This is a genomic window from Streptomyces sp. NBC_00203 (genome assembly GCF_045206325.1).
In the GTDB taxonomy this organism is placed as follows: domain Bacteria; phylum Actinomycetota; class Actinomycetes; order Streptomycetales; family Streptomycetaceae; genus Streptomyces; species Streptomyces lutosisoli.
On record NZ_CP108126.1, the window covers coordinates 9,803,708 to 9,824,893 of the forward strand.

General features: G+C 70.9%; 16 protein-coding genes. 11 read left to right on the forward strand and 5 right to left on the reverse strand.

The genetic code is table 11. From position 1 onward, the window contains the following. Positions 1–141 precede the first annotated feature (141 nt). From OG975_RS43445 to sigJ, 3 genes are all read left to right on the forward strand, one after another. Positions 142–1,452 (forward strand): alpha/beta fold hydrolase, encoded by a 1,311-nt coding sequence (locus OG975_RS43445; protein ID WP_406335182.1) that lies wholly within the window; start codon positions 142–144, stop codon positions 1,450–1,452. Positions 1,453–1,508: 56 nt separating this feature from the next. Continuing rightward, entirely contained in the window at positions 1,509–2,342 is an 834-nt protein-coding gene (locus OG975_RS43450; RefSeq protein ID WP_406335184.1) for an enoyl-CoA hydratase/isomerase family protein, read from the forward strand. Between the two features lie 77 nt (positions 2,343–2,419). Continuing rightward, complete coding sequence (sigJ, locus tag OG975_RS43455) at positions 2,420–3,313, forward strand: RNA polymerase sigma factor SigJ (protein ID WP_369264525.1); 894 nt, start codon at positions 2,420–2,422, stop codon at positions 3,311–3,313. A 44-nt stretch (positions 3,314–3,357) separates the two neighbouring features. On the opposite strand, the gene OG975_RS43460 is transcribed toward sigJ, so the two are convergent. The 4 genes from OG975_RS43460 to OG975_RS43475 form a co-directional block, all read right to left on the reverse strand. Then, positions 3,358–4,233 (reverse strand): SDR family oxidoreductase, encoded by an 876-nt coding sequence (locus tag OG975_RS43460; protein ID WP_406335186.1) that lies wholly within the window; start codon positions 4,231–4,233, stop codon positions 3,358–3,360. Between the two features lie 86 nt (positions 4,234–4,319). Further along, positions 4,320–5,315, reverse strand: a complete 996-nt coding sequence (locus OG975_RS43465) for a hypothetical protein (RefSeq protein ID WP_406335188.1) — start codon at positions 5,313–5,315, stop codon at positions 4,320–4,322. A 29-nt stretch (positions 5,316–5,344) separates the two neighbouring features. Next, the gene (locus OG975_RS43470) at positions 5,345–6,505 is read right to left on the reverse strand and encodes a hypothetical protein (RefSeq protein ID WP_406335189.1); all 1,161 of its coding nucleotides are present in this window, start codon (positions 6,503–6,505) and stop codon (positions 5,345–5,347) included. A gap of 61 nt (positions 6,506–6,566) precedes the next feature. Continuing rightward, positions 6,567–8,996 carry a polysaccharide lyase 8 family protein gene (locus tag OG975_RS43475; RefSeq protein WP_406335191.1) on the reverse strand — a complete coding sequence of 810 codons (2,430 nt, stop codon included), beginning with the start codon at positions 8,994–8,996 and terminating at the stop codon, positions 6,567–6,569. Positions 8,997–9,224: 228 nt separating this feature from the next. On the opposite strand from OG975_RS43475, the gene OG975_RS43480 reads away from it, so the two are divergent. The 8 genes from OG975_RS43480 to OG975_RS43515 all read left to right on the forward strand — a co-directional run bounded on the left by OG975_RS43480 (position 9,225) and on the right by OG975_RS43515 (position 19,813). Then, positions 9,225–10,292 carry a substrate-binding domain-containing protein gene (locus OG975_RS43480; RefSeq protein WP_406335193.1) on the forward strand — a complete coding sequence of 356 codons (1,068 nt, stop codon included), beginning with the start codon at positions 9,225–9,227 and terminating at the stop codon, positions 10,290–10,292. Positions 10,293–10,427: 135 nt separating this feature from the next. Then, positions 10,428–11,744 carry an ABC transporter substrate-binding protein gene (locus tag OG975_RS43485; protein WP_406335194.1) on the forward strand — a complete coding sequence of 439 codons (1,317 nt, stop codon included), beginning with the start codon at positions 10,428–10,430 and terminating at the stop codon, positions 11,742–11,744. Between the two features lie 109 nt (positions 11,745–11,853). After that, positions 11,854–12,798 (forward strand): carbohydrate ABC transporter permease, encoded by a 945-nt coding sequence (locus OG975_RS43490; protein ID WP_406335196.1) that lies wholly within the window; start codon positions 11,854–11,856, stop codon positions 12,796–12,798. Beyond that, positions 12,795–13,751: a carbohydrate ABC transporter permease gene (locus OG975_RS43495; protein WP_406335197.1), complete on the forward strand. Its 957-nt coding sequence runs from the start codon at positions 12,795–12,797 to the stop codon at positions 13,749–13,751. The genes OG975_RS43490 and OG975_RS43495 overlap by 4 nt, the downstream gene beginning before the upstream one ends. Positions 13,752–13,804: 53 nt before the next feature. Continuing rightward, positions 13,805–14,785: a hydroxyacid dehydrogenase gene (locus OG975_RS43500; RefSeq protein ID WP_406336718.1), complete on the forward strand. Its 981-nt coding sequence runs from the start codon at positions 13,805–13,807 to the stop codon at positions 14,783–14,785. Positions 14,786–14,812: 27 nt separating this feature from the next. Continuing rightward, a complete protein-coding gene (locus tag OG975_RS43505) occupies positions 14,813–16,015 on the forward strand; it encodes an alpha-L-fucosidase (RefSeq protein WP_406335198.1) in 1,203 nt (400 codons plus the stop codon). Between the two features lie 5 nt (positions 16,016–16,020). Then, complete coding sequence (locus OG975_RS43510; RefSeq protein ID WP_406336719.1) at positions 16,021–17,799, forward strand: glycoside hydrolase family 35 protein; 1,779 nt, start codon at positions 16,021–16,023, stop codon at positions 17,797–17,799. Between the two features lie 28 nt (positions 17,800–17,827). Then, positions 17,828–19,813, forward strand: a complete 1,986-nt coding sequence (locus tag OG975_RS43515) for a DUF2264 domain-containing protein (protein ID WP_406335199.1) — start codon at positions 17,828–17,830, stop codon at positions 19,811–19,813. A 40-nt stretch (positions 19,814–19,853) separates the two neighbouring features. Here OG975_RS43515 and OG975_RS43520 read toward each other — a convergent pair whose 3' ends face one another. Continuing rightward, positions 19,854–20,984, reverse strand: coding sequence for a serine hydrolase domain-containing protein (locus OG975_RS43520; protein ID WP_406335200.1), 1,131 nt, complete (start codon positions 20,982–20,984; stop codon positions 19,854–19,856). Between the last annotated feature and the right edge of the window lie 202 nt (positions 20,985–21,186).

The window sequence follows — 21,186 nt, forward strand, 5'->3', positions numbered from 1 at the left end:
GCAGGGGCTGCCGGGTGGCCCCTGACGGCGAGCGGGCTGAGCCGCTGTTCAGTTAGATTTCTTGATCCCCGGGCTCCGCCGCCTGCGGAACATGTGCTCAACTGGGACGCAGCCTGGAATCCGTTCGTCTCGGGAGCCCTGTTGACCGTCAGCTACCGCCAGCCCGGTGTCGTCCTCACCGACCACCGCTTCACCGTGCCCCTCGACCACGACGACCCGGCGGGGGAGAGCATCGAGCTGTTCGCCCGTGAGGTCGTCGCGAGCGACAGGGCCGACAAAGCGCAGCAGGACCTTCCCTGGCTGGTCTACCTCCAAGGCGGTCCCGGCTTCGGCGCCAACCGCTTCGTCGGCAAGCAGGCCTGGCTCGGCCGCGCGCTGAAGGAGTTCCGGGTACTGCTCCTCGACCAGCGCGGCACCGGCCATTCCACGCCCGCGAGCCGGCAGACTCTCCCGCTGCGTGGCGGCCCGCGCGAACAGGCCGACTACCTCACGCACTTCCGCGCCGACTCCATCGTCCGCGACTGCGAGGCCATCCGGCCCCGGCTCACCGGCGGCGCCCCCTGGACCGTCCTCGGCCAGAGCTTCGGCGGCTTCTGCACGGTGCACTACCTGTCGACCGCGCCGAAGGGACTGCGCGCCGCCGTGATCACCGGCGGGCTGCCCACCCTCGACGGGCACGCGGACGACGTCTACCGGGCCGCGTACCCCCGCATCGAGCGCAAGGTCGCCGCGCACTACGCGCGCTACCCGCAGGACGTCGAGCGGGCCCGCCAGATCGCGGAGTACCTCCTCCAGCACGAGCCGGTCCTTCACGGCGGCTACCGCCTGACCGTCGAGGCCTTCCAGTCGCTCGGCATCGTCCTCGGCGGCAGCGAGGGCAGCCACCGCCTCCACTACCTCCTGGAGGAGGCCTTCGTCCGCACCCCGCAGGGCCAGGCCCTCTCCGACGCCTTCCAGGAGGACGTCCAGGGCCTCCTGTCGTACGCCGGCCACCCGCTGTACGCGCTCGTCCACGAGGCCTGCTACGCCCAGGGCGACCGCCCCACCGCCTGGTCCGCCGAGCGGGTGCGCGCCGAGTTCCCGCAGTTCGACGCGGCCAAGACCCTCGCGGACGACGGACCGCTGCTGTTCACCGGCGAATCCGTGCACCCCTGGGCGTTCGAGACCGACCCGGCGCTGCGCCCGCTGCGCGAGACCGCCGAGCAGCTGGCCGCTCGCACCGACTGGCAGCCGCTGTACGACCCCGCCCGCCTCGCCGCCAACGAGGTGCCGGTCGCCGCCGCGGTCTACCACGACGACATGTACGTGGACGCCGAGCACTCCCTGCGCACGGCACGGGCGATTCGCGGCCTGCGCACCTGGGTGACGGACGAGTTCGAGCACGACGGCGTACGTGCCGGCGGGCCCCGCGTCCTGGACCGGTTGCTGGCGCTGACGCGCGACGAGGTCTGAGATCTCCGAGCCCCTCTAAAATTCTGACGGACTGTCAGAAGCCTTAGGGGGTACGGATGATCGACACCACACGTACGGACATCCCGGAGGGTGAGGAGCGGCTGCGCCTCGACGTCGGGGACGGCATCGGCGTCCTCACCCTCTGCCGCCCGGCGAAGCTCAACGCGTGGAGCTGGGAGTCCACGCGTCAACTCGGGCTGTTCGCCGACCGGATCCGCTTCGACGAGTCGATCCGGGTGGTCCTGCTGCGGGCCGAGGGGCGGGCCTTCTGTGCGGGGATCGACGTCACGGCACCGGGCGGCGCGATCACCGGCCGGTCCGCCGCGGAGCGTGCCCGCGCCTACTACGAGGGCATCCGCTGGGCGCACGAACGGTTCGCGGCCTTCGCCCGGCTGCCGCAGCCGGTCGTCGCGGCCGTACGGGGCTACTGCCTGGGCTTCGGGTTCGAACTCGCGCTGATGGCGGACCTGCGCGTCGCGGCCGACGACGCGGTGTTCGCGTTGCCGGAGGCGCAGCTCGGGGTCGCGGTCGACGCGGGCGGTGATCTGCGGATCGCCCGTGAGGCGGGCGCGGGCTGGGCCAAGTTCCTCGCGCTGACCGGGCGCCGGCTGGACGCGGTCACGGCCGAGCGCCTCCATCTGGTCCAACTCCTTGTTGCACCCGATGAGTTGGACAAGACGGCCCGTTCCGTCGCCGTCGAGATCGCGGCCAACGGGCCCCTCGCCGTGCAGGGCATCAAACACGACATCGACACCTACGCGGACGCCGGTCTCGCCGCGGCCCTCGACCGCACGGCCATGTCGGCGGCGCTCACCCTCACGTCCGAGGACGCGCGCGAGGGATACGCGGCGAAGGGCGCCCGGCGCGTGCCGCGTTTCGAGGGAAAGTGACCGGCATGTTTTGATCAGTCAGGTTTCTGCACGCGTTCTGTACGGCGTTCTGTACGACGGAGGATGGGGGAGGACCGATGCACGACAGTGAACTGCTCGCCGACCGGTTCGAGGCGCACCGCGGCCACTTGAGAGCGGTGGCCTACCGGATGCTCGGCTCGCTCAGCGAGGCGGACGACGCGGTCCAGGAGGCCTGGCTGAAGCTCAGTCGGACCGACGCCGACGAGGTCAGGAACCTCGGGGGCTGGCTGACCACCGTGGTCGGCCGGGTCTGCCTGGACATGCTGCGCTCCCGGGCCTCGCGCCGGGAGGATCCCATCGAGGACACCTTCGTCCCCGACCCGGTCATCAGCCCCTTGGCACGGATCGACCCCGAGCAGGAGGTGCTGCTGGCCGACTCGGTCGGGCTCGCCCTCCTCGTGGTCCTGGAGACACTGGAGCCCGCCGAGCGGCTCGCGTTCGTGCTCCACGACATGTTCGCGGTTCCCTTCGACGACATCGCGGCCATCGTGGGCCGCTCCCCGGCCGCGACCCGCCAGCTCGCCAGCCGGGCCCGCCGCCGGGTACAGGGAGCCGCTCCGGAACCCGAGCCCGACCTCACCCGGCAGAAGAAGGTCCTCGACGCCTTCCTCGCGGCCTCGCGCGGCGGAGACTTCGAAGCCCTCCTCTCCGTCCTCGACCCCGATGTCGTGCTGCGCGCGGACTCGGGCCCGCTGGTCGGCGGAGCGGCGGCCTCCAAGCTGGTCCGCGGTGCGGCGGCCGTGGCCCGACAGGCGCTCACGTTCGCGCGGTTCGCGGCATCCTCGCGGCTCGTGCTCATCAATGGCGAGGTCGGTGTCGTCGCGCTGCTCGACGGGCAGCCGATGTCGGTCATGGGCGTCACGGTCGCCGACGGGAGGATCGTGGCCATGAACATCCTGGCCGACCCCGAGCGGCTCGCGCGGCTCGACCTCGGGGCACTGGCCGGGTGACGGTCGGCCGGTGAAGGGGGGCAGGTGCAGGTCCCAGGTGACGGTCAGCCGGTGAAGGGCCCGCGCCCCATCTGCTCCCGCACCGGCACCACCGGCGGGCTGACGAGCCCCCTGCGCTGCCAGTTCGCGCCGTCCACAACCAGCGTGTGGCCGGTGATGAAACGGGCGTAGGGGGACGCCAGGAAGGTGGCGGCCCAGCCGAGTTCGCGCGGCGCGCCGACCCGGAGGGCGGGCTGGCGCGCGTCGTGCGCGTCGGCCCGGTCCAGGTTCCCGCGGATGTCGTCGGTCATGTCCTCGTGCGGCATCAGCCCGGGCACCAGGCCGTTGACCTGGATGCCGTACGGCCCCCACTCCACGGCCAGCGTCCGGACCAGGGTGCGCACACCCGCCTTGGCCGCCGCGCTGTGCGCGAAACCGGGGCCGCCCGTCCAGGCGTACGACGCACCGACGTCGATGATCGAACCGGGCGTGCCCGCGGCCAGGTGGCGGCGGCCGAACTCGCGGCTCATCAGAAACGTCCCGGTCAGTGTGATGTCGACGACCGCCCGCCAGGCGTTCGGGGACATGTCCTCGGCGGGCACGGGGAAGTTGGCGGCCGCGTTGTTGACCAGCACGTCGGGCAGCCCGCACGCGTCGAACACCTCGGCGATGCGCTCCGCGTCCCGTACGTCGCACACGGCCGTCGTCACCCGCGTGCCCAGCGCCGCCAACTCCCGCCGCGCGGACCGCAGATGCTCCTCACCGCGACTGACGAGCAGCAGATCGGCGCCCAGTCGCGCGAACTCCGCCGCGACCGCCCTGCCGAGCCCGGTCCCGCCGCCGGTGACCAGGACGAGCGAGCCGTCGTACGTCCCCGGCGGCAGCGCGCTCGCGCCGGGCGGGGGAGGGGCGGGGAGACCGGGGAGAGGGGTGTCGTCCATGGCCGTCTCGATACCCGGTGTCCCCGCAATCCGCCAGAGACACCCGGACATCGGCGGGCATCCGCCTTCGGCGCCGTTCGCTCGGCTCAGTCGACGGCGATGCCCAGGCACACCTCCTGAGCACCGAGGGCGAGACGGAGCGGGAGCGTGCTGTAGGGGTGGTGCGGCGGCACGATGATGTCCGCCGCGCATGTCCACGCGGCGCCGGGCGGCAGTGCCGGAACGACGGGGGTGCCGAAGGAGGCGTGGGTGCTGTCGACCGGGGCGGCGTCGGTGGCCGTGGCGGAAACGTTGGTGACGGTCAGCCGAGCGGTGACGGTCGCCCCGCGGACGGCGGCGACGGGCCCGAGGGTGACGGTGAAGGGACCGGCCGCGCCGGAGGCATGGCCCAGCTCCTGTGCGTACCGCGAGACCCAACCCGCGGCCGGCGAGCCCGCGTTGGTCGTGCTGGGTTCCCAGATGACGATTCCGTCAGCCAGCTCGCGGAACCGGTCGGCGCTGTACGACCAGACGTCCGGCGGCAGTTCGCCACCCCCGATGTAGTGGGGATGGAAGTACGGATGGACCGGCTTGCCCGGCGCCAGGGCACGTGCGTGGCGGACGGCCGCCGCGAACCGGTCGGTCCACGTCGCAGGGGTCTGATCGGGCCACCAGTACGCCTCGGGCGCGAAGAGGTCGAGCAGCCCGTCCTCGTACAACTCCCGTGTCAGTTGCCGGTTTTCGGGTTTCCAGTCGAAGCCGTACATCCCGACCGGGGAGCCGGGGACGGTCTCCTTCGTCCAGATGATGAGCCGCTTCCAGAGGTCGAGTGCGTGGCGGGCGGCCCGCCCCGACAGCTCGGTGAGCAGGATGTCCTCGAAGTCGAGCACGACCGGAGCGCCCGGCTCACCGCCGAACTGCTCGATGTATGCGTGTACTTGGGCCTGGTAGGCGGCCCGGTCGGGGAGTGCGCCCCCGCGCGCGTGGCCGCCGTCGTCGTCGCAGGTGAACTTGAAGATGTCGTACACGACCGTGGACCGGACCGCACCGAACTGGTGCAGGCCCGGCACACGCTCGCCGCGCTCATTGGTGAAGACGCGCATGGAACCTTCCGTACGAGAAGCCGGCGATGTCAGAGAACGACCGTGGCCCACCGGGTGTCGCTCAGACCCGTGCGCAGATGGAACAGCGCGGTGCTCCATGTCTCGGTCGACGGGATGGTCAGGTAGAGGGTCGTGTTCCAGGTCGCGCCGGGCGCCAGCGCGGGCACGTTCCAGTACTGCCAGGTGCCGGAGATGCCCTGCGGCGCACCGGTGAAGCTCTGCATGGTCGTGGCCGCGGTGGTGGCACTGGACGTGTTCTTGATGGTCACCGGAACGCTGGTGGTCGCACCGCGCGGGACCGTGCAGTTGCCGCTGGGCGCGGACGCGGTCGCCGTCAGCGGTCCGCTGCTGCTGGTCCCCGTGATGACACCCATCTCGTACGAGTTCTGCGACACCCAGTTGCAGGCGGTGGAGTCGGCGGCGCCCGGCTCCCAGACGACGACACCGTCGGCGCTCGCCTTGGCCTGGGTCAGGATGTAGTTCCACGTGGTGCCCGAGACATAGCCGCCGCCGATGATGTTGGGGCTGACGTACGGGTAGATCGGCTGGTCGGGGACGAGCGAGCGGTCGTTGGCGACGGACGCGTCGAACTGGGTCTTCCAGCTCGACTGGGTCTCGCCGCTGTCCCAGTACGCACGCGGCGCGAAGAAGTCGAGCAGGCCGTCGGCGTGGAGTGCCTTCGTCAGAGTGTTGTTGGTGGCGTTGTAGTCGTAGCCGTACATCCCGACCGGCGCCGACGGCGCGACCTCGTGCGTCCAGGTGATCAGCTCCTTCCAGAGGTCGAACGCGTTGGTCGCGGCCGTCCCGGAGAGCTTGGTGACGACGATGTTCTCGAAGTCCAGGACCACCGGGGCGGTGTCGCCCGCGCCGAACTGGCTGATGTAGTCGAGCATCTTGGTCTTGTACGCGCTCTCGGTGGGCAGCGCCCCGCCGTTCGAGTAGCACGCGCTGGTGTCACAGGTGAAGGCGAACCAGTCGTACGCCACCGTGGCCTTCACCGCGCCGTACTGCTCCAGGCCGGGCGTGGTGGCGTTGCGCTCGTTGGTGAAGACGGGGAAGGTCGCGGCGGCGGAGGCGGGTGAGGCGAGGGCGGGCGTCACGGTCAGCGCGGTGGCGGCCGCGAGCAGCACGCTCCGGCCGAGGGCCCGGCGCAGGAGGTGGCGGAGAGAGGGCGGGCTGTTCCAGTGCATCGTTGCTCCTGAAAGGTCGTACGGGTGTGACGTGGGCCTAGGGGCGGACCGGCCGAGGTCCTCAGGCGAGCCGCACCCTGACGGTGTGCGTCGCGCCGGCGGCTCCGGTCAGATCGCCGAAGGTGAGCTTGAGACCGTGCCCGGGGCGGGCTGCGGTGACCGCCGGGGACTGGGAGAGCACCTCGCGGACCGGGCGGTGCCACACGACTTCGAGGGCGGTGGCTTCGCGGGCCGGGTCGGCGACACAGACGGTGGCCGTGCCGTCCCGGTGTTCCCGCACGAGGACGGCGGCCGGGGCACTGGCCGTGAGGAGGCCGAGGCTGCCGGGCTCCCAGAAGTTGACGGCGGTGAGGCCCAGTTGGGGGCTGCGGACGCCCTGCCGGCGGGCGGTGTTGGCAAGGATCCTCAGCCGGCCCGCGTCCTGCGCGCGATGCGCCGTGGCCCTGGCGCTCGCGCCGGGCATGAGGACGTACGCGTAGCCGGCGTTGGCGGGGAGGAAGCCGTGGTCGGTCCAGAGGGTCAGATAGCGGCGGGTGATCGGGGTGGTGGAGCCACCGGTGTTGATGTCCCGCCAGGCGCCGGTCCGTTCCTCACGTACGGCGTTGAACGCGGCCCCGCCGGGGAAGACATAGCCGGCGTGCCCCTCGATGTGGGCCCAGGAGGCGTTCCCGAACTTCCCTGTCCAGCCCTGGGTGTTGGGCTGCGTCTCGCCGTCGACGGTGAGAGCGGGTGAGCCCGACGTGCCCAGCGCGCGGTTGTCGACGGTGGTCTCGATCGCGTACCCGTCGGCGGCGGAGATGCCCGCGCCGAGACAGACGACCGAGTCGTCCAGGAAGAACCAGGACTTCCGTGCGCTCATCGTGCTCGACAGGCCCTTGAGGTACTGGCCGACCGCCGCGTACTCGCCGTCGGTGGTGCCGCCGACCCAGGCCGCGTCGGGCTTCGGGTTGCCCCAGTTGCCGCCCTCGCCGTCGGCCAGGGGCTTCCTGGAAGCGGTGATGCCGGGCAGGCGGTACGGGTCGACGGTGGGCCAGAAGGCGTCCGAGTACTGCGTCTCGCCGAAGTCGTCGCCCCACCAGGACAGCCAGCCGGCGCCCGTGTGGAAGCCGCGCGCGTTCTCGCCGTTGCCGTACTCGTAGTGGGCGATCCGCTTCGAGGCCATGCTGAGCGAGGCGGCCCAGCCGCGGCGGCGGTGCGTGACCCGGTCCATGCTCGCGAAGATCCGGTGCTCGACCGGTTCGGGAGCGGCCTCGACCGAGGTGTCCGCGAGCAGGGCGCGCAGCGGCGCGAGGCGCACGATGCTGAGATTGAGGTTGCTCGTGGCGGGTTCGTGGCGGTCGCGCTCCAGCCAGCCCTTCACCAACGCCCGCCAGCGGGCCTCCTGTTCGGGGCTCGCGCCCTGGCCGAGCAGCAGGATCGAGCCGAGCAGTCCGTGGGCGCGGGTGTGGTCGTCGGCGGCGCTGCGGCTGATGCCGCGGCCCGCGACGTTGTCCATGATCAGACCGTTGTAGAGGAACGGCGCCACGGCTTTCTCGATGGTGTCGAGGAACAGCGCGCTGTTCGGGTCGGTGACCTCCCAGCCGGAGCCGCGCAGCAGCGCGAAGAGCCGTCCGAGGCCGTCGTTGAGGACCGTTCCGTACCCGGCGATGTAGGGGATCGAGGTGTGCTGGATGTACGAGCCGTCGGCGTAGAAGCCGTCGCCCGTCGTGACGTAGGGGAAGACGGGGGAGAGGGCGTCCCGGGCGAGCGTGATCTTCGCCGGGCTGCGGCCGACCACCCCGCGCACCATCATCGCGCGGCACAGGTCGACCCGGTTGGCGCCGGTGCTGGTGCCGGTGTACGCGCCGACCGCAGAGTCGGGCACGAAGGCGTCGACCGCCGCGCAGAGGCTTGTGATCTGAGTCTCCGTCAGCGCGTCGTACACGAGCACACAGACGTCCATCAGATTCTGCGGGGCACCGATCTGCCAGTCCCACCAGTTGCCGTAGCGCGTGGTGTTCTCGTTGTAGACCTGGGAGTTGACGTGGTCCAGGCCGGTGACGATGCCGCTCAGGAGCGCCGGGTCGCCGGTGAGGCCGGTGCCGGGCTGCGCGTATGCCTGGGCGAGTGTGCTGAGCCTGCTGTAACTGCCGGAGATCTTCGAGGAGTACGCGTACGACTCCGCGTCGGTGTCGGGCTCCGGGTCCGCCCAGACCAGGTCCGGCCAGAGTGAGCCCGTCGCCGGGGCCATCGCGGCCAGATGACCTGCGGCCGTGCTGCCGAGGGTGGCGAGCTGGGTGCGGAACGGCTCGGAGGCGGGGTCGAAGTCCGTGCCGAGGATCAGGTCGCGCCACTTGGCGCGAAGGGCGGCGAACTCGTCGTCGTCGGAGGCGGAGGCGGAAGCGGAGGCGGTGGCGGAGGAGGGGAAGGAGGCGGTGCTCACAGTGCCGAGGGCGAGAGCGGTCGCCGTGGATCCCTGGAGGAATCGTCGGCGGGACCAGGAAGAAGGCATGACTGATGTCCTCTGCGGGAGGGGTGGTGAGCAGGCGGAAGAATCCGACGGCGTGCTCGGCAGCCGGGCGGCGTGGGCGGTCCAGGGGTTCTAACACGCTCATCCACGCACCAGCAATGGTTTACGCACGGAATTCTTGCTTTACCTTCGTTCGAAAGTAAACGTCAGAGTGGGTGTGGAAGCGATAGTCTGGCCCTGATCAGGGCATGCGAGCAGAGGGGAACCGCCGTGCACGCGGAAGAGAGGCACCAGGTGATCCTGCGCCGGGTGCGCGAGCAGGGATCGATGCGTGTGACGGACTTCGCCGCCGAGCTGGGGGTCTCCCCGGTCACGGTGCGCAAGGACGTCGAAGTGCTGGCCGAGCAGGGGCTGCTGGTGCGGGTGCACGGCGGCGCGATGCTTCCGAAGGACTGGACGGAGGGTGCGACGCCCGCGGCCGAGGCCGTGGAGCGGCGAACGCAGGCCCTGGGGCTGATCGTTCCGTCCTCCGCCTACTACTACCCCGAGGTGATCAAGGGCGCCCGCGAGGCGGCCGAGGCGCGCGGAATCCGGCTGCTGCTCGGTGTCTCCGCCTACGACCCCGAGACGGAGAAGGTGCAGGCCGAGCAGCTGATCGCGGAGGGTGTGGCGGGCCTGCTGCTCGCCCCGTCCGAGACGCGGGGCGCGGTGGGCCGGCAGTGGTACGAGGATCTCGACGTGCCGGTCGTGCTGGTCGAGCGCCGGCCGGAACAGGGTGACGCCGCCGCCGAGCACGTGGGCACCGACCATGCCTACGGCGCCCGTCTCGCCGTACGGCATCTGCTGGACGGCGGACGGCGGCGCGTCGCCCTGCTGCTGCGCACGGGGACTCCGACGGCGCCCTGGATCCAGGAGGGATACCTCGCAGGGATGCGTGCCGCGGGCCTCGACGCCCCGGAGGACACCGCGTTCATCGACCTCAGCAACTACGACGTGGGGGAGCCCGCCTACGAACAGGCGTTGGAGGAGTTCGTGCGGGGCGTGCGGGACAGGGCGATCGACGCCGCCCTGGTCCACACCGACAACGACGCGATGCTCCTGCTCCAGCGCCTGCGCGCCGCGTCCCTGTCGGTTCCCGGCGACGTCGCGCTGGTCTCGTACGACGACGAGGTGGCCGAACTCGCCGATCTCCCGCTCAGTGCGGTGGCCCCGTCGAAGCATGAAGTCGGCGCCACGGCGGTCGAGTTGCTGCTGCTGAGGCTGGCGGAACCGGGGCGTCCGCGGCGCCGTATCGCGATCCTGCCGGAGCTGCGCGTGCGCGCTTCCAGTGAAGCGTAAGTAAATCGCTGCTCTACTTTCGTTTCCTTTCGAAAATCTTGTTTTTCTATTGACTCCTTGTGGGGCTGGGCCCAAAGATGTGCCTCACCCGCCGCGACATGCAGCACCGCGGCCCGCCCCCCGAGGAGCCGAGCAGTGAAGCTCACCTCTCGTACGTCCCGTTCCGCCCTTGCCGCGGCCGCCGTCTCGCTCTCGCTGGCGATGTTCGCCACCGCCTGCGGCGGCGACGACGGCTCCGACAAGGCCGGCACCGCCGCCAAGCCGGTCACCCTCACTTACTGGGGATGGAGCCTCGGCGCCCAGCAGGTGGCCGACGAGTTCAACAAGACCCACAAGGACATCAAGGTCAAGTTCTCGGCGATCACCGGCGGCCCCGACGGCTACGCGAAGATCACCAACGCGATCAAGGCGGGCAACGCCCCCGACGTCGTCGGCATCGAGTACCCGCAGCTTCCCGAGTTCGCCAGCCAGGGAATGCTGGAGGACATCAGCAGCGAGGTCGGTGACACCGTCAAGGCCAAGTTCTCCCAGTCCATCCAGGACCGGGTGACCCTCGGCGGCAAGACCTGGGCCGTGCCCTACGACGCCACCCCGAACCTCCTCTACTACCGCAAGGACATCTTCAAGAAGGCCGGCGTCGCCGTCCCCACCACCTGGGACGAGTACAAGGCGGCCGCCAAGAAGATCAAGAAGGCCGACAAGGACGTCCGCATCGGCGACTGGGCCAACGACGACCCGGCGCTGCTCCCCGCGCTCGCCTGGCAGGCCGGCGCCAAGTGGTACGGCACCGAGGGCGACGCCTGGAAGGTCGGGATCAACGACGCCGCGTCGAAGAAGGTCGCGGACTACTGGCAGGGCCTGGTCGACGACGACCTCGTCGCGACGGCCGGCTTCACCAGCCCGGAGTTCACCAAGGCCAGGAACGACGGCACGGTCGCCAGTTACATAGGCGCCTCGTGGAGCGCGGGCGGCCAGATGACGGCCTTCCCCAAGCAGTCCGGCAAGTGGGGCATCGCCCCGCTGCCGAACTGGGGCACCACCGCCACCGGCATGTACGGCGGCACCTCCTACGCCGTGCCGAAGGGCACCAAGCACGTCGAGGCGGCGGCCGAGTTCGCCGCGTGGGCGGCCACCACGCCGGCGGCCGTGAAGGCCCGGCTGAGCAAGCTGGAGGCCCCGAGCAGCGCGCTGCCCGCCAACGCGGAACTCCGTGAGGTGGCGGCCGGAGTCTTCGACGACCAGGGCTACTTCGGCGGCGACGACGTCTACAAGATCGCCGGAGCGGCGGCCGACACCATCGTCCCGGACTGGACGTGGGGCCCGGTCCAGACCGCGACCAACACCGCCATCACGGACGCCTCGTCCAAGGGCACCGTCGCCGACGGTCTCAAGGCCGGCCAGTCGGCCGCCGAGAAGGCGATCAAGGACCGCGGTCTCAACCTCGCCAAGTAGAGCCGGGCGGGTCCGGGGAAACGGGACCCGGCCCCTCCCGCCGTCGCCGGGCACTCACTCAGCCGAGTGCCCGGCGACGCCCCGTCCCTCACGGCAGCCGAAGCCCCCCATGTCCCAAGGAGCCCCCGTGGCACTCTCCCTCCAGCGGCCGACACGTCGCCACCCCCGGTCGAGACCGGGGCAGCGCAGCGCGGTCGCCGTGTTCCTCGTCCCGTTCTTCACCCTCTTCGCCGTCGTCCTGGTCGCGCCCATCGGCTACGCGATCTGGATGAGCCTGCACGAGGAACGCTCCTCCGGCCTCGGCTTCGGCGGCAGCGAGCGGGTCTTCAGCGGACTGGACAACTTCACCAAGGCCCTGAGCGACGAGGGCTTCCTCTCGTCCTTCCTGCACCTGGCCGGCTACTGCGCCCTCTACATCCCGGTGATGATCGGCACGGCCCTCGCCCTCGCCCTGCTCGTCGACTCCGCGGCGGCCCGCGCCAAGCGCTTCGTCCAGCTCGCGGTGTTCCTGCCGCACGCCGTTCCGGGCATGATCGCGGCGATCATCTGGATCTATCTCTACACGCCGGGACTCAGCCCGGTCCTCGACTGGATCCAGGCCGCGGGCGGCAGTTGGAGCTTCTTCGCCAAGGGACACACCCTGCCGTCGGTGGTCAACATCGCCGCCTGGCAGTGGACCGGCTACAACGTGATCATCTTCTACGCCGCGCTGCAGGCCGTACCGCGCGAGATCATCGAGGCGGCGGTCGTCGACGGCGCGGGCGGACTGCGTACCGCCCTCCAGATCAAGCTGCCGATGATCCGCTCCGCGGTGGTTCTCACGCTGCTGTTCACCTGTGTCGGCGTCGTCCAGATCTTCAACGAGCCGAAGCTGCTGGCCGACCGGGCCCCCTCGATGGGCTCCGACTGGGCGCCGATGATGTACGTCTTCAAGGCGGCCTTCGAAAAGCACGACTACGGCCTCGCCGCCGCCGCGTCCCTGCTTCTCGCCTTCGTCGCGGGCGTCCTCTCCTTCATCGTCACGAGGCTCGGGAACCGAGGTAAGGCAGCATGAGCACGCGCACACTTCCTTCGACTTCGACCTCGGATTCGGCCGGCGACGCGCTGGCCGCCAGCCCCCAAAAGGCCGGCCCGGAGCGGGAGTTCTCCGGGCGGCGCCGCCGCGTCACCGGTGGCGGAGCGGTCTCCAAGGCGGCGGTCAACGGGGTCCTCCTCGTAGCCGTCCTCTACACGCTCATGCCGCTCACCTGGCTGCTCATCGCGGCGACGAAGAACTCCGGGGACCTCTTCGGGACTTCGGGCTTCGCGTTCGGAGACTTCAGCCTCCTCGACAACCTCCACGCCGTGTTCACGTACAACGGCGGGATCTTCCTGCGCTGGATGCTCAACAGCCTGATCTACTCCGTCATCGGCTCGCTGCTCTCCTCGCTGATCAGCGTCGCCGCCGGATACTGCTTCGACAAGTACGAGTTCCGCGGCAAGGAGAAGCTCTTCGGGCTCGTGCTGGTCGGCACGCTCGTCCCCGCCGTCGTCATCACCCTGCCCCAGTACCTGCTCGCCTCCGACGTGGGCATCGTCAACACTTACTGGGCCGTACTCATCCCGTCCCTGGTGAACCCTTTCGGCGTGTATCTGGCCCGGGTCTTCTCCGAGGGCTATGTGCCCGGCGAGGTGCTGGAGGCCGCCCGGGTCGACGGCGCGAGCGAACTCAAGACCTTCCGCTCGATCGCCCTGCCGATGCTCACGCCCGGCTTCATCACCCTGTTCCTGTTCTCGTTCACCAGCAGCTGGAACAACTTCTTCGGCCCGCTGATCATGCTCAACGACGAACACCTGTACCCCGCCGGACTCGGTATCTACAGCTGGAACCAGATGGTGCTGCAGAACCCCGAGATGTACCGGCTCGCCATCACAGGCGCCCTCGTCGCGATCATCCCGCTGATCCTCGCCTTCGTCGGACTGCAGCGCTTCTGGCGTTCGGGCCTCACCGCAGGAGCCGTCAAGTGAACCACCCCCCGTCTCCGTCCGCGCGCACCCACCGCCCCCGCGCCGTCCTCGCCATGGACGCGGACTCCCGGGCGGCCGTGCTGGACGAGAGGGCCCTGCTGCGCCTGCGCTCACTCGCCCGTCTCGACCCGGATCTGCTGGTCACCGACTTCACCGCACCCGAGGCCGCGGCGGCGCTGCGTGAGGCCGAGGTCCTGGTCACCGGCTGGGGCTGCCCGCCGCTCACCGCGCAGGCCCTCGCCCTGATGCCCGCCCTGCGTGCGGTCGTGCACACCGCGGGCACGGTCAAGGGTCTGATGACCGAGGCGGCCTGGGAGCGCGGCCTGAGCGTCACCAGCGCCGCCGAGGCCAACGCCCGTCCCGTCGCCGAGTACACCGTCGCCGCGATCGTCTTCGCCAACAAGCGCATCCTCGACGCCGCCCGGGCCTACACCGCGGCCCGCGCCCAGCTCGACCCGCTGCGCCTCTACCCCGCCATCGGCAACTACCGCAGGACCGTCGGTGTCGTGGGCGCCTCCCGGATCGGCCGGCGCGTCATCGAACTGCTGCGCTCGTACGACGTCGAAGTGCTGGTGTACGACCCCTACCTGGACCGGCAGGACGCCGCCGCCCTCGGCGTCGAGCAGACGACGCTCGACCAACTCGCCTTCCGCAGCGACGTGGTGACCGTGCACGCCCCCGAACTCCCCGAGACCCGGCACCTGCTGGACGCCCGGCACATCGCTCTGATGCGTGACGGCGCGACCCTCATCAACACCGCGCGGGGCTCCCTCGTCGACACCGAGGCGCTCACCGCGCACCTGGTCTCCGGCCGTCTGCACGCGATCCTCGACGTCACCGACCCGGACGTCCTGCCCGCCGACTCCCCGCTCTACGACCTGCCCAACGTCCTGCTCACCCCGCACATCGCGGGCTCCCTCGGCACCGAACTGACCCGGCTCGCCGACGCCGCGGCCGACGAACTGGACCGCTACACACGGGGGTTGGCCTTCGCTCACGCCGTCCAGCCCACGGCTCTGTCCCGCTCCGCCTGAACGGCACGTGACCCAAGGAACCACCTCGTGACGATCGCCCCCACCCCTCAGCAACTCGCCTGGCAGCAAGATGGGTTCGGCCTCTTCCTGCACTTCGGCGTCAACACCTTCAACGGGGAGGAATGGAGCGACGGCACCCTCGACCCGGCGACCTTCGACCCCACCGGCCTCGACGCGTCCCAGTGGGCGCAGACGGCCCGGGCGGCCGGAGCGAAGTACGTCGTCCTCACCGCCAAGCACCACGACGGCTTCTGCCTGTGGCCCACCGCGACCACCACCTACTCGGTGGCGTCCTCGCCCTGGCGCGAGGGCCGGGGCGACGTCGTCGCCGAACTCGCCGAGGCCTGCCGGGGGGCAGGCCTCGGCCTGGGGCTCTACCTCTCGCCCTGGGACCGCAATGCCGGCTGCTACGACGACCCGGCCGCGTACGACGACTTCTACCTCCGCCAGCTCACCGAACTCTGCACGCGCTACGGACCGCTGTACGAGCTGTGGTTCGACGGAGCGGGCTCGGAGGGCCGCACCTACGACTGGGACGCGATCACGGCCGTCGTGGACCGGCACCAGCCCGACGCCATGGTCTTCAACATGGGCCGTCCGACGATCCGTTGGGTCGGCAACGAGGACGGTCTGGCCGATGACCCCTGCCGGTACGTCACTGAGTCCACCGGCATCAGCGTCTACGACGACGGCCGCGAGGCGCTCGACACGGCCCGCTATCTGCCGCCCGAGTGCGACGTCCCGATCCGCGCCAACTGGTTCTGGCAGCCCGACGACCTCGACACCCTCAAGAGCCGCGACCAGCTGCTCGACATCTGGTACCGCTCGGTGGGCCTGGGCGCCGGCCTGCTCCTGAACGTGCCACCGGACCGCCGCGGCCTGATCGACCTTGCCGACCGCGACCGCCTGCTCGACTTCACCGGCGAACTCACCCGGCGCCTGGCCGAGCCCCGGACCTGCGTGCTGTCGGTCGTCGACGGGGGTGACGTGCTCGCGCGCTTCCCCGAACCCGTGCGCATCGACCACCTCGAACTGCGCGAGGACCTCACCGCTTGCCAGCGCGTCAGCCACCACGAGGTACTCGCCGACGGTGAGCCACTGCTGAGCGGTCACACCGTCGGCGTCCGGCGAGTCCACGCCTTCGAGCCCCGCACCGTACGCGAACTCCGCATCCGGCTGACGGGCGACGGCGCCACCCTGACCGAGGCGAAGGGATACGCCGCCAAGTGACCGAGATCAGCCCGCTGACCCTGACCACGAACGAGACCGGCTTTCTGCGCAACGGCCGGCCCCACCAGTTCATCTCCGCCGCGATCCACTACTTCCGGGTGCATCCGGATCTGTGGACCGACCGCCTGGAGCGGCTGCGCGCCATGGGCGTGAACACGATCGAGACGTACGTCGCCTGGAACGTTCACGAGCCCAGGCCCGGGGAGTTCGACTTCGACGGCCCGAACGACGTGGCGGCCTTCATCAGAGCCGCGGGCGACCTCGGACTCGACGTCATCGTCCGGCCGGGCCCGTACATCTGCGCCGAGTGGGACTTCGGCGGACTGCCCGCCTGGCTCCTGGCGGACCGCACGATACGGCTGCGCCGGAGCGACGACCGCTATCTGGCCGCGGTGGACGCCTGGTTCGACACCCTGATTCCCGTGCTGGCGCCCCTGCTCGGAAGCCGCGGCGGCCCTGTCGTGGCCGTCGGGATCGAGAACGAGTACGGCAGCTACGGCAATGACACCGCCTACCTCGAACACCTCCGGGACGGACTCGTCCGCAGGGGCGTCGACTGTCTGCTCTTCACCACCGACGGCGCCGACCACGGCTTCCAGCTCGGCGGCCGCATACCCGGTGTGCTGAGCACCGGAACGTTCGGCTCCCGCCCCGAGAAGTCTCTCGCGACCATGCGCACGTACCAGCCGGAAGGCCCACTGGTGTGCGTGGAGTACTGGCACGGCTGGTTCGACCACTGGGGCGAGCCGCACCATACCCGCGACCCCGAGGAAGCGGCCGACACGCTCGGCGAACTGCTCGCCGCCGGTGCCTCGGTGAACATCTACATGGGCCACGGAGGCACCAACTTCGGCTGGTGGAACGGCGCCAACCACGACGGAACCCGCTACCAGCCGGACATCACGAGCTACGACTACGACGCCCCCGTCGGCGAAGCCGGCCAACTCACCCGGAAGTTCCACCTCTTCCGCGAGGTGATCGCCCGGCACTTCGGTCCGGCCGCGCACGAGCCGCCCGCGCTGCCGCCGCGTCTGACACCTCGGACGGTCACGGTGGAAGGGCAGGTCTCGCTCGCCGGCTCGCTGGACGTACTCTCCAAGCCGCAGCACCACACCGAACCACTGACCATGGAGGAAGCGGGTCAGTCGTTCGGCCTGATCCACTACCGGACCCGGCTGCGCGGGCCGCTGCCCGAGACCGCACTGCGCATCGACGGGACGGCCGACCGGGCACAACTCTTCCTGGACGGACGGGAGATCGGACTGCTGGAGCGGGACCGCCCCCAGGAGTCCCTGCCGGTCACCGTGCCGGCGGGCGGCGCCGAACTCGACGTACTCGTCGAGAACCAGGGGCGGATCAACTACGGCCCGCTGCTCGCCGACCGCAAAGGCATCACCGGCGGCGTCCGGCTGGACAACCAGTACCAGTTCGGCTGGGAGATCCGGCCGCTTCCTCTCGACGACCTGTCGGGCCTGGAGTTCACGGCCGCGCCCGCCGGGGACGGCCCCGCCTTCCACCGTGCCACCGTCCAACTGGACGCGGCCGCCGACGGTTTCATCGCGCTGCCCGGCTGGACCAAGGGCATGGTGTGGCTCAACGGATTCGCCCTCGGCCGGTACTGGGAGCGCGGTCCGCAGCGCACGCTGTACGCGCCCGGGCCCCTGTGGCGCGCCGGCGCGAACGAGCTGGTGATTCTCGAACTCCACCGGCCCGGCAGCACCGTCGCCATCCTCGACGCCCCGGACCTCGGCGCGGAGCAGGACGCGCCCATCCCCGTCTGGTGACCTGACACTTCGGAGAGCGGGAGCCCCGATGCCGTACGCGAACTCGCCCACCTCACCTGTGCCGCCCATCTCGTCGATCTCGCCCATCACCGGCCTGACGCGAGAGCACTGGGAGGAGTACGGCGACCGGCTCCTCGAAGGCGCCCACGCCCACGCCTCCGCGTCGTACGCGCAGGTGAACATCCCCGGCAGGCGCAGCGTCGCCGGGCCGGTCTCGGACGGTCTCGAAGGGTTCGCCCGTACCTTCCTGCTGGCGGCCTTCCGTATCGCCGGGGACGGGGGAGAGGGCCCCCGGGCCCACCAGCTGATCGACCGTTACGCGGCCGGGCTGGCGGCCGGGGCCGACAGGTCCCACCCGGAGGCCTGGCCGAGGATCGACGGCGACCGCCCCTCGCAGCCCATGGTCGAGGCCGCGTCCATCGCCCTCGGGCTGCACGTCACCCGGCCCTGGATGTGGGCACGGCTCGACCCCGCTGTCCGGGAGCGCGTTGTGGACTGGCTGGCCGGGTTCGTCGGGCGGTGGACCTGGCCCAACAACTGGGTGCTGTTCCAGACCGTCGTCGAGGAGTTCCTGGCGGCGGTCGGCGGCCCGCACCAGGAGGCGGAGATCCTGCGGGGCCTGGACGCCATCGAGAAGTGGTACCTGGGCGACGGCTGGTACACCGACGGCGCGGACCGGCGCATCGACTACTACAACGCCTGGGCCTTCCACCTCTACCCGCTCCTCTGGACGGACATGGCCGCCGGAGGCGCCCGTTCCGATCGGGCGGCCGAACTCAGGAACACCTACCGGGAGCGGCTGCGGTCCTTCCTGGCCGACTACGTACACCTGGTGTCGGGCGACGGCTCACCGGTCCACCAGGGGCGGTCCCTCATCTACCGGTTCGCCGCCGCGGTGCCGTTCTGGACGGGCGCGATGTTCGACTGCTCGCCCCTGCCGCCCGGGCTGGCCCGCCGCGCGGCGAGCGGGATGCTGCTGCACTTCGACCGGAACTCCGTTCCGGACCGGCGGGGGCTGCTGACGCTGGGCTGGCACCGGGAATTCCTCCCGATGACGCAGGAGTACTCGGGCCCGGCGTCTCCCTACTGGGCGGCCAAGGCCTTCTGCGGCCTCCTGCTGCCCACGTCGCACCCGGTGTGGACCGCGTCCGAGGAGCCGCTGCCGGTGGAGCTGGCCGACCGGATGACCGCCATTCCCGCGGAGGGCTGGCTGGTCCAGGGCACTCGCGCCGACGGCATCGTCCGCCTGCACAACCACGGCAGCGACCGCCAGGGCGGCGGGGAGCCCGAGTACGACGACCCGCACTACGCCAAGCTGGCGTACTCCTCGCGGACGGCTCCCCAGACGTCGGACGGGGCCTGGGCCCGCACCGTGGACAGCCAGCTGGTGCTGCTGGACCCCGACGAACCGGACGTGAACGCCCGGGCGCTGAGGCGAGGCCGCATCCACCCACTCCTCGCCACCGAGGAGCAGGGCATCGGCCATGCCGCCTCCTGGCACACCCCCTTCCGCCGCACGGACTCCGGCTCCGGCGACGCGAGACCGGTGAGCGAGTGCCGCATCGAGACGCACACGGTGGCCTGGTCGCGCTACGAGATCCGGGTCCACTTCGTGACGGCTCCCGCGGGATGGGGCGTCCGGGACGGCGGCTACAGCCTTGCGTCCCCGACCGCCCCCGAGACCTGCGATACACGACACTGGCAGGCCGCGGTCACGGACGACGGCACGACGACCGCGATCGCCTCGCTCTGGGGCTTCGAGCACGGCGGACTGCACCGGGACTCGGAAGCCGACGCCATGGGGAAGGAGTCCGCGGTCCCGTATCTCACCGCTCGTCACGCCGGCGGCACGAGGACGTACGTGTCTTGTGTGCTGCTCGATGCCGACGGCTTCGATCCCGTCGGCCCTGCGCCCGTCGGCGTGGACACCGTCGTCGAGGAGGGCCGGGTGACGCTGAGCCTGCCGGGCCTGCCGGGCGGCACAGTGATCACACGGCTCGGTCCGGACCAGTGACGGAGCTGACGCGGCGGCTCCCGGTTCAGTTCAGTTGAGTTCAGTTCAGAGCGTCGTGCAGCGCCGCGAGCAGGTCGAGCGGCCGTCGGTCCGGCCACACGGCGCGCGTCCGGTTCATGGCGTACGAGAAGCCGACCCGGCTGCCGGGCCACGCCCCGTGCCGTGATCCCCATGCCCCGGCGTGCCCGAACGCGTCGGGCGCCGGGCCAAAAAGGCCCAGCTCGGTCTGCAGCTCGAACCCCGCGCCGTACGCCATCGGGCTGCCCCACAACGGCTCGGTGCCGCACCGCAGTTCGCGCCGACCCAGCTCGACGGTCGCCTCCTTCATGACGCGTACGCCGTCCAACTCGCCGCCCCGCGCGAGGCAGGCGTAGAAGCCTGCCATCGAACGGGCCGTCACATGTGCGCCCACCGCCGGGACTTCGGCACGGCGGAAGGCGGCGCTGTTCCACAGGGCGGGCGCGTCCGGGGCGGCGAGGGGGTTGCGGGTCAGGACGCGCAGTGGATCGTCGTCCGGCGGCGGTGCGAGGACGCCCGGGCCCGCGAGTGTGGTGGCGGCCCGGTGGTGCTCGGCGTCCGGCAGCCCGAGCCAGACGTCCAGGCCGAGCGGGCCCGCGAACTCGTCGGCGAAGAGGGCGCCCACGCTTCTGCCGTCGACCCGGTGTATCAGCTCGCCCGCCAGCCAGCCGTAGGTCAGCGCGTGATACATGAACCCGGCGCGCGGATCGTCCGACGGTGCCTGTGCGGCGAGCAGCCCGGCCATGTGCCGGGGGTCGAGGAACTCCGCTTCGCTGAAGGGGGCTTGGATGCCCGGCAGCCGTGCCTGGTGCGACATGATCTCGGCGACGGTGATCCCGGCCTTGCCCGCCGTGGCGAACTCGGGCCAGTAGTGGGCGGCGGGTGTGTCGAGGTCCAGGAGCCCGCGCTCGACGAGGAGGAGTACGCAGGCGGCGGTGAGGCCCTTGGCGCCGGAGAAGACGAGTTGCAGGGTGTCGGTGGTATAGGGACGACCGCTGTCCGGGTCGGCGGTGCCGCCCCACAGGTCGACGATCAGCTCCCCGTCCCGGTACGCGGCGAAGGCGGCGCCGGCCTCCTCGTGCTCCTTGAAATTACGGCCGAAGACCTCCGCGACCGCGTCGAAGCCGGGGGCTGTGTGGCCGTGGATGTCCATCGTCCGTCACCTTTGGGTCGGTCGGTCGGTCGGTTGGTGGGGTGGGGTGGGGCGGGGCGTGTACGTGTCCGGTGCGGCTGGAGGTTCCTCGCCCCCGCCGCCCCTACCCGTCCCATCCTTCTGGGGCTCCGCCCCAGACCCCGTTCGGTTGTGTGTCGGGTGCGGGTGGGTGGGGGCTGGTCGCGCAGTTCCCCGCGCCCCT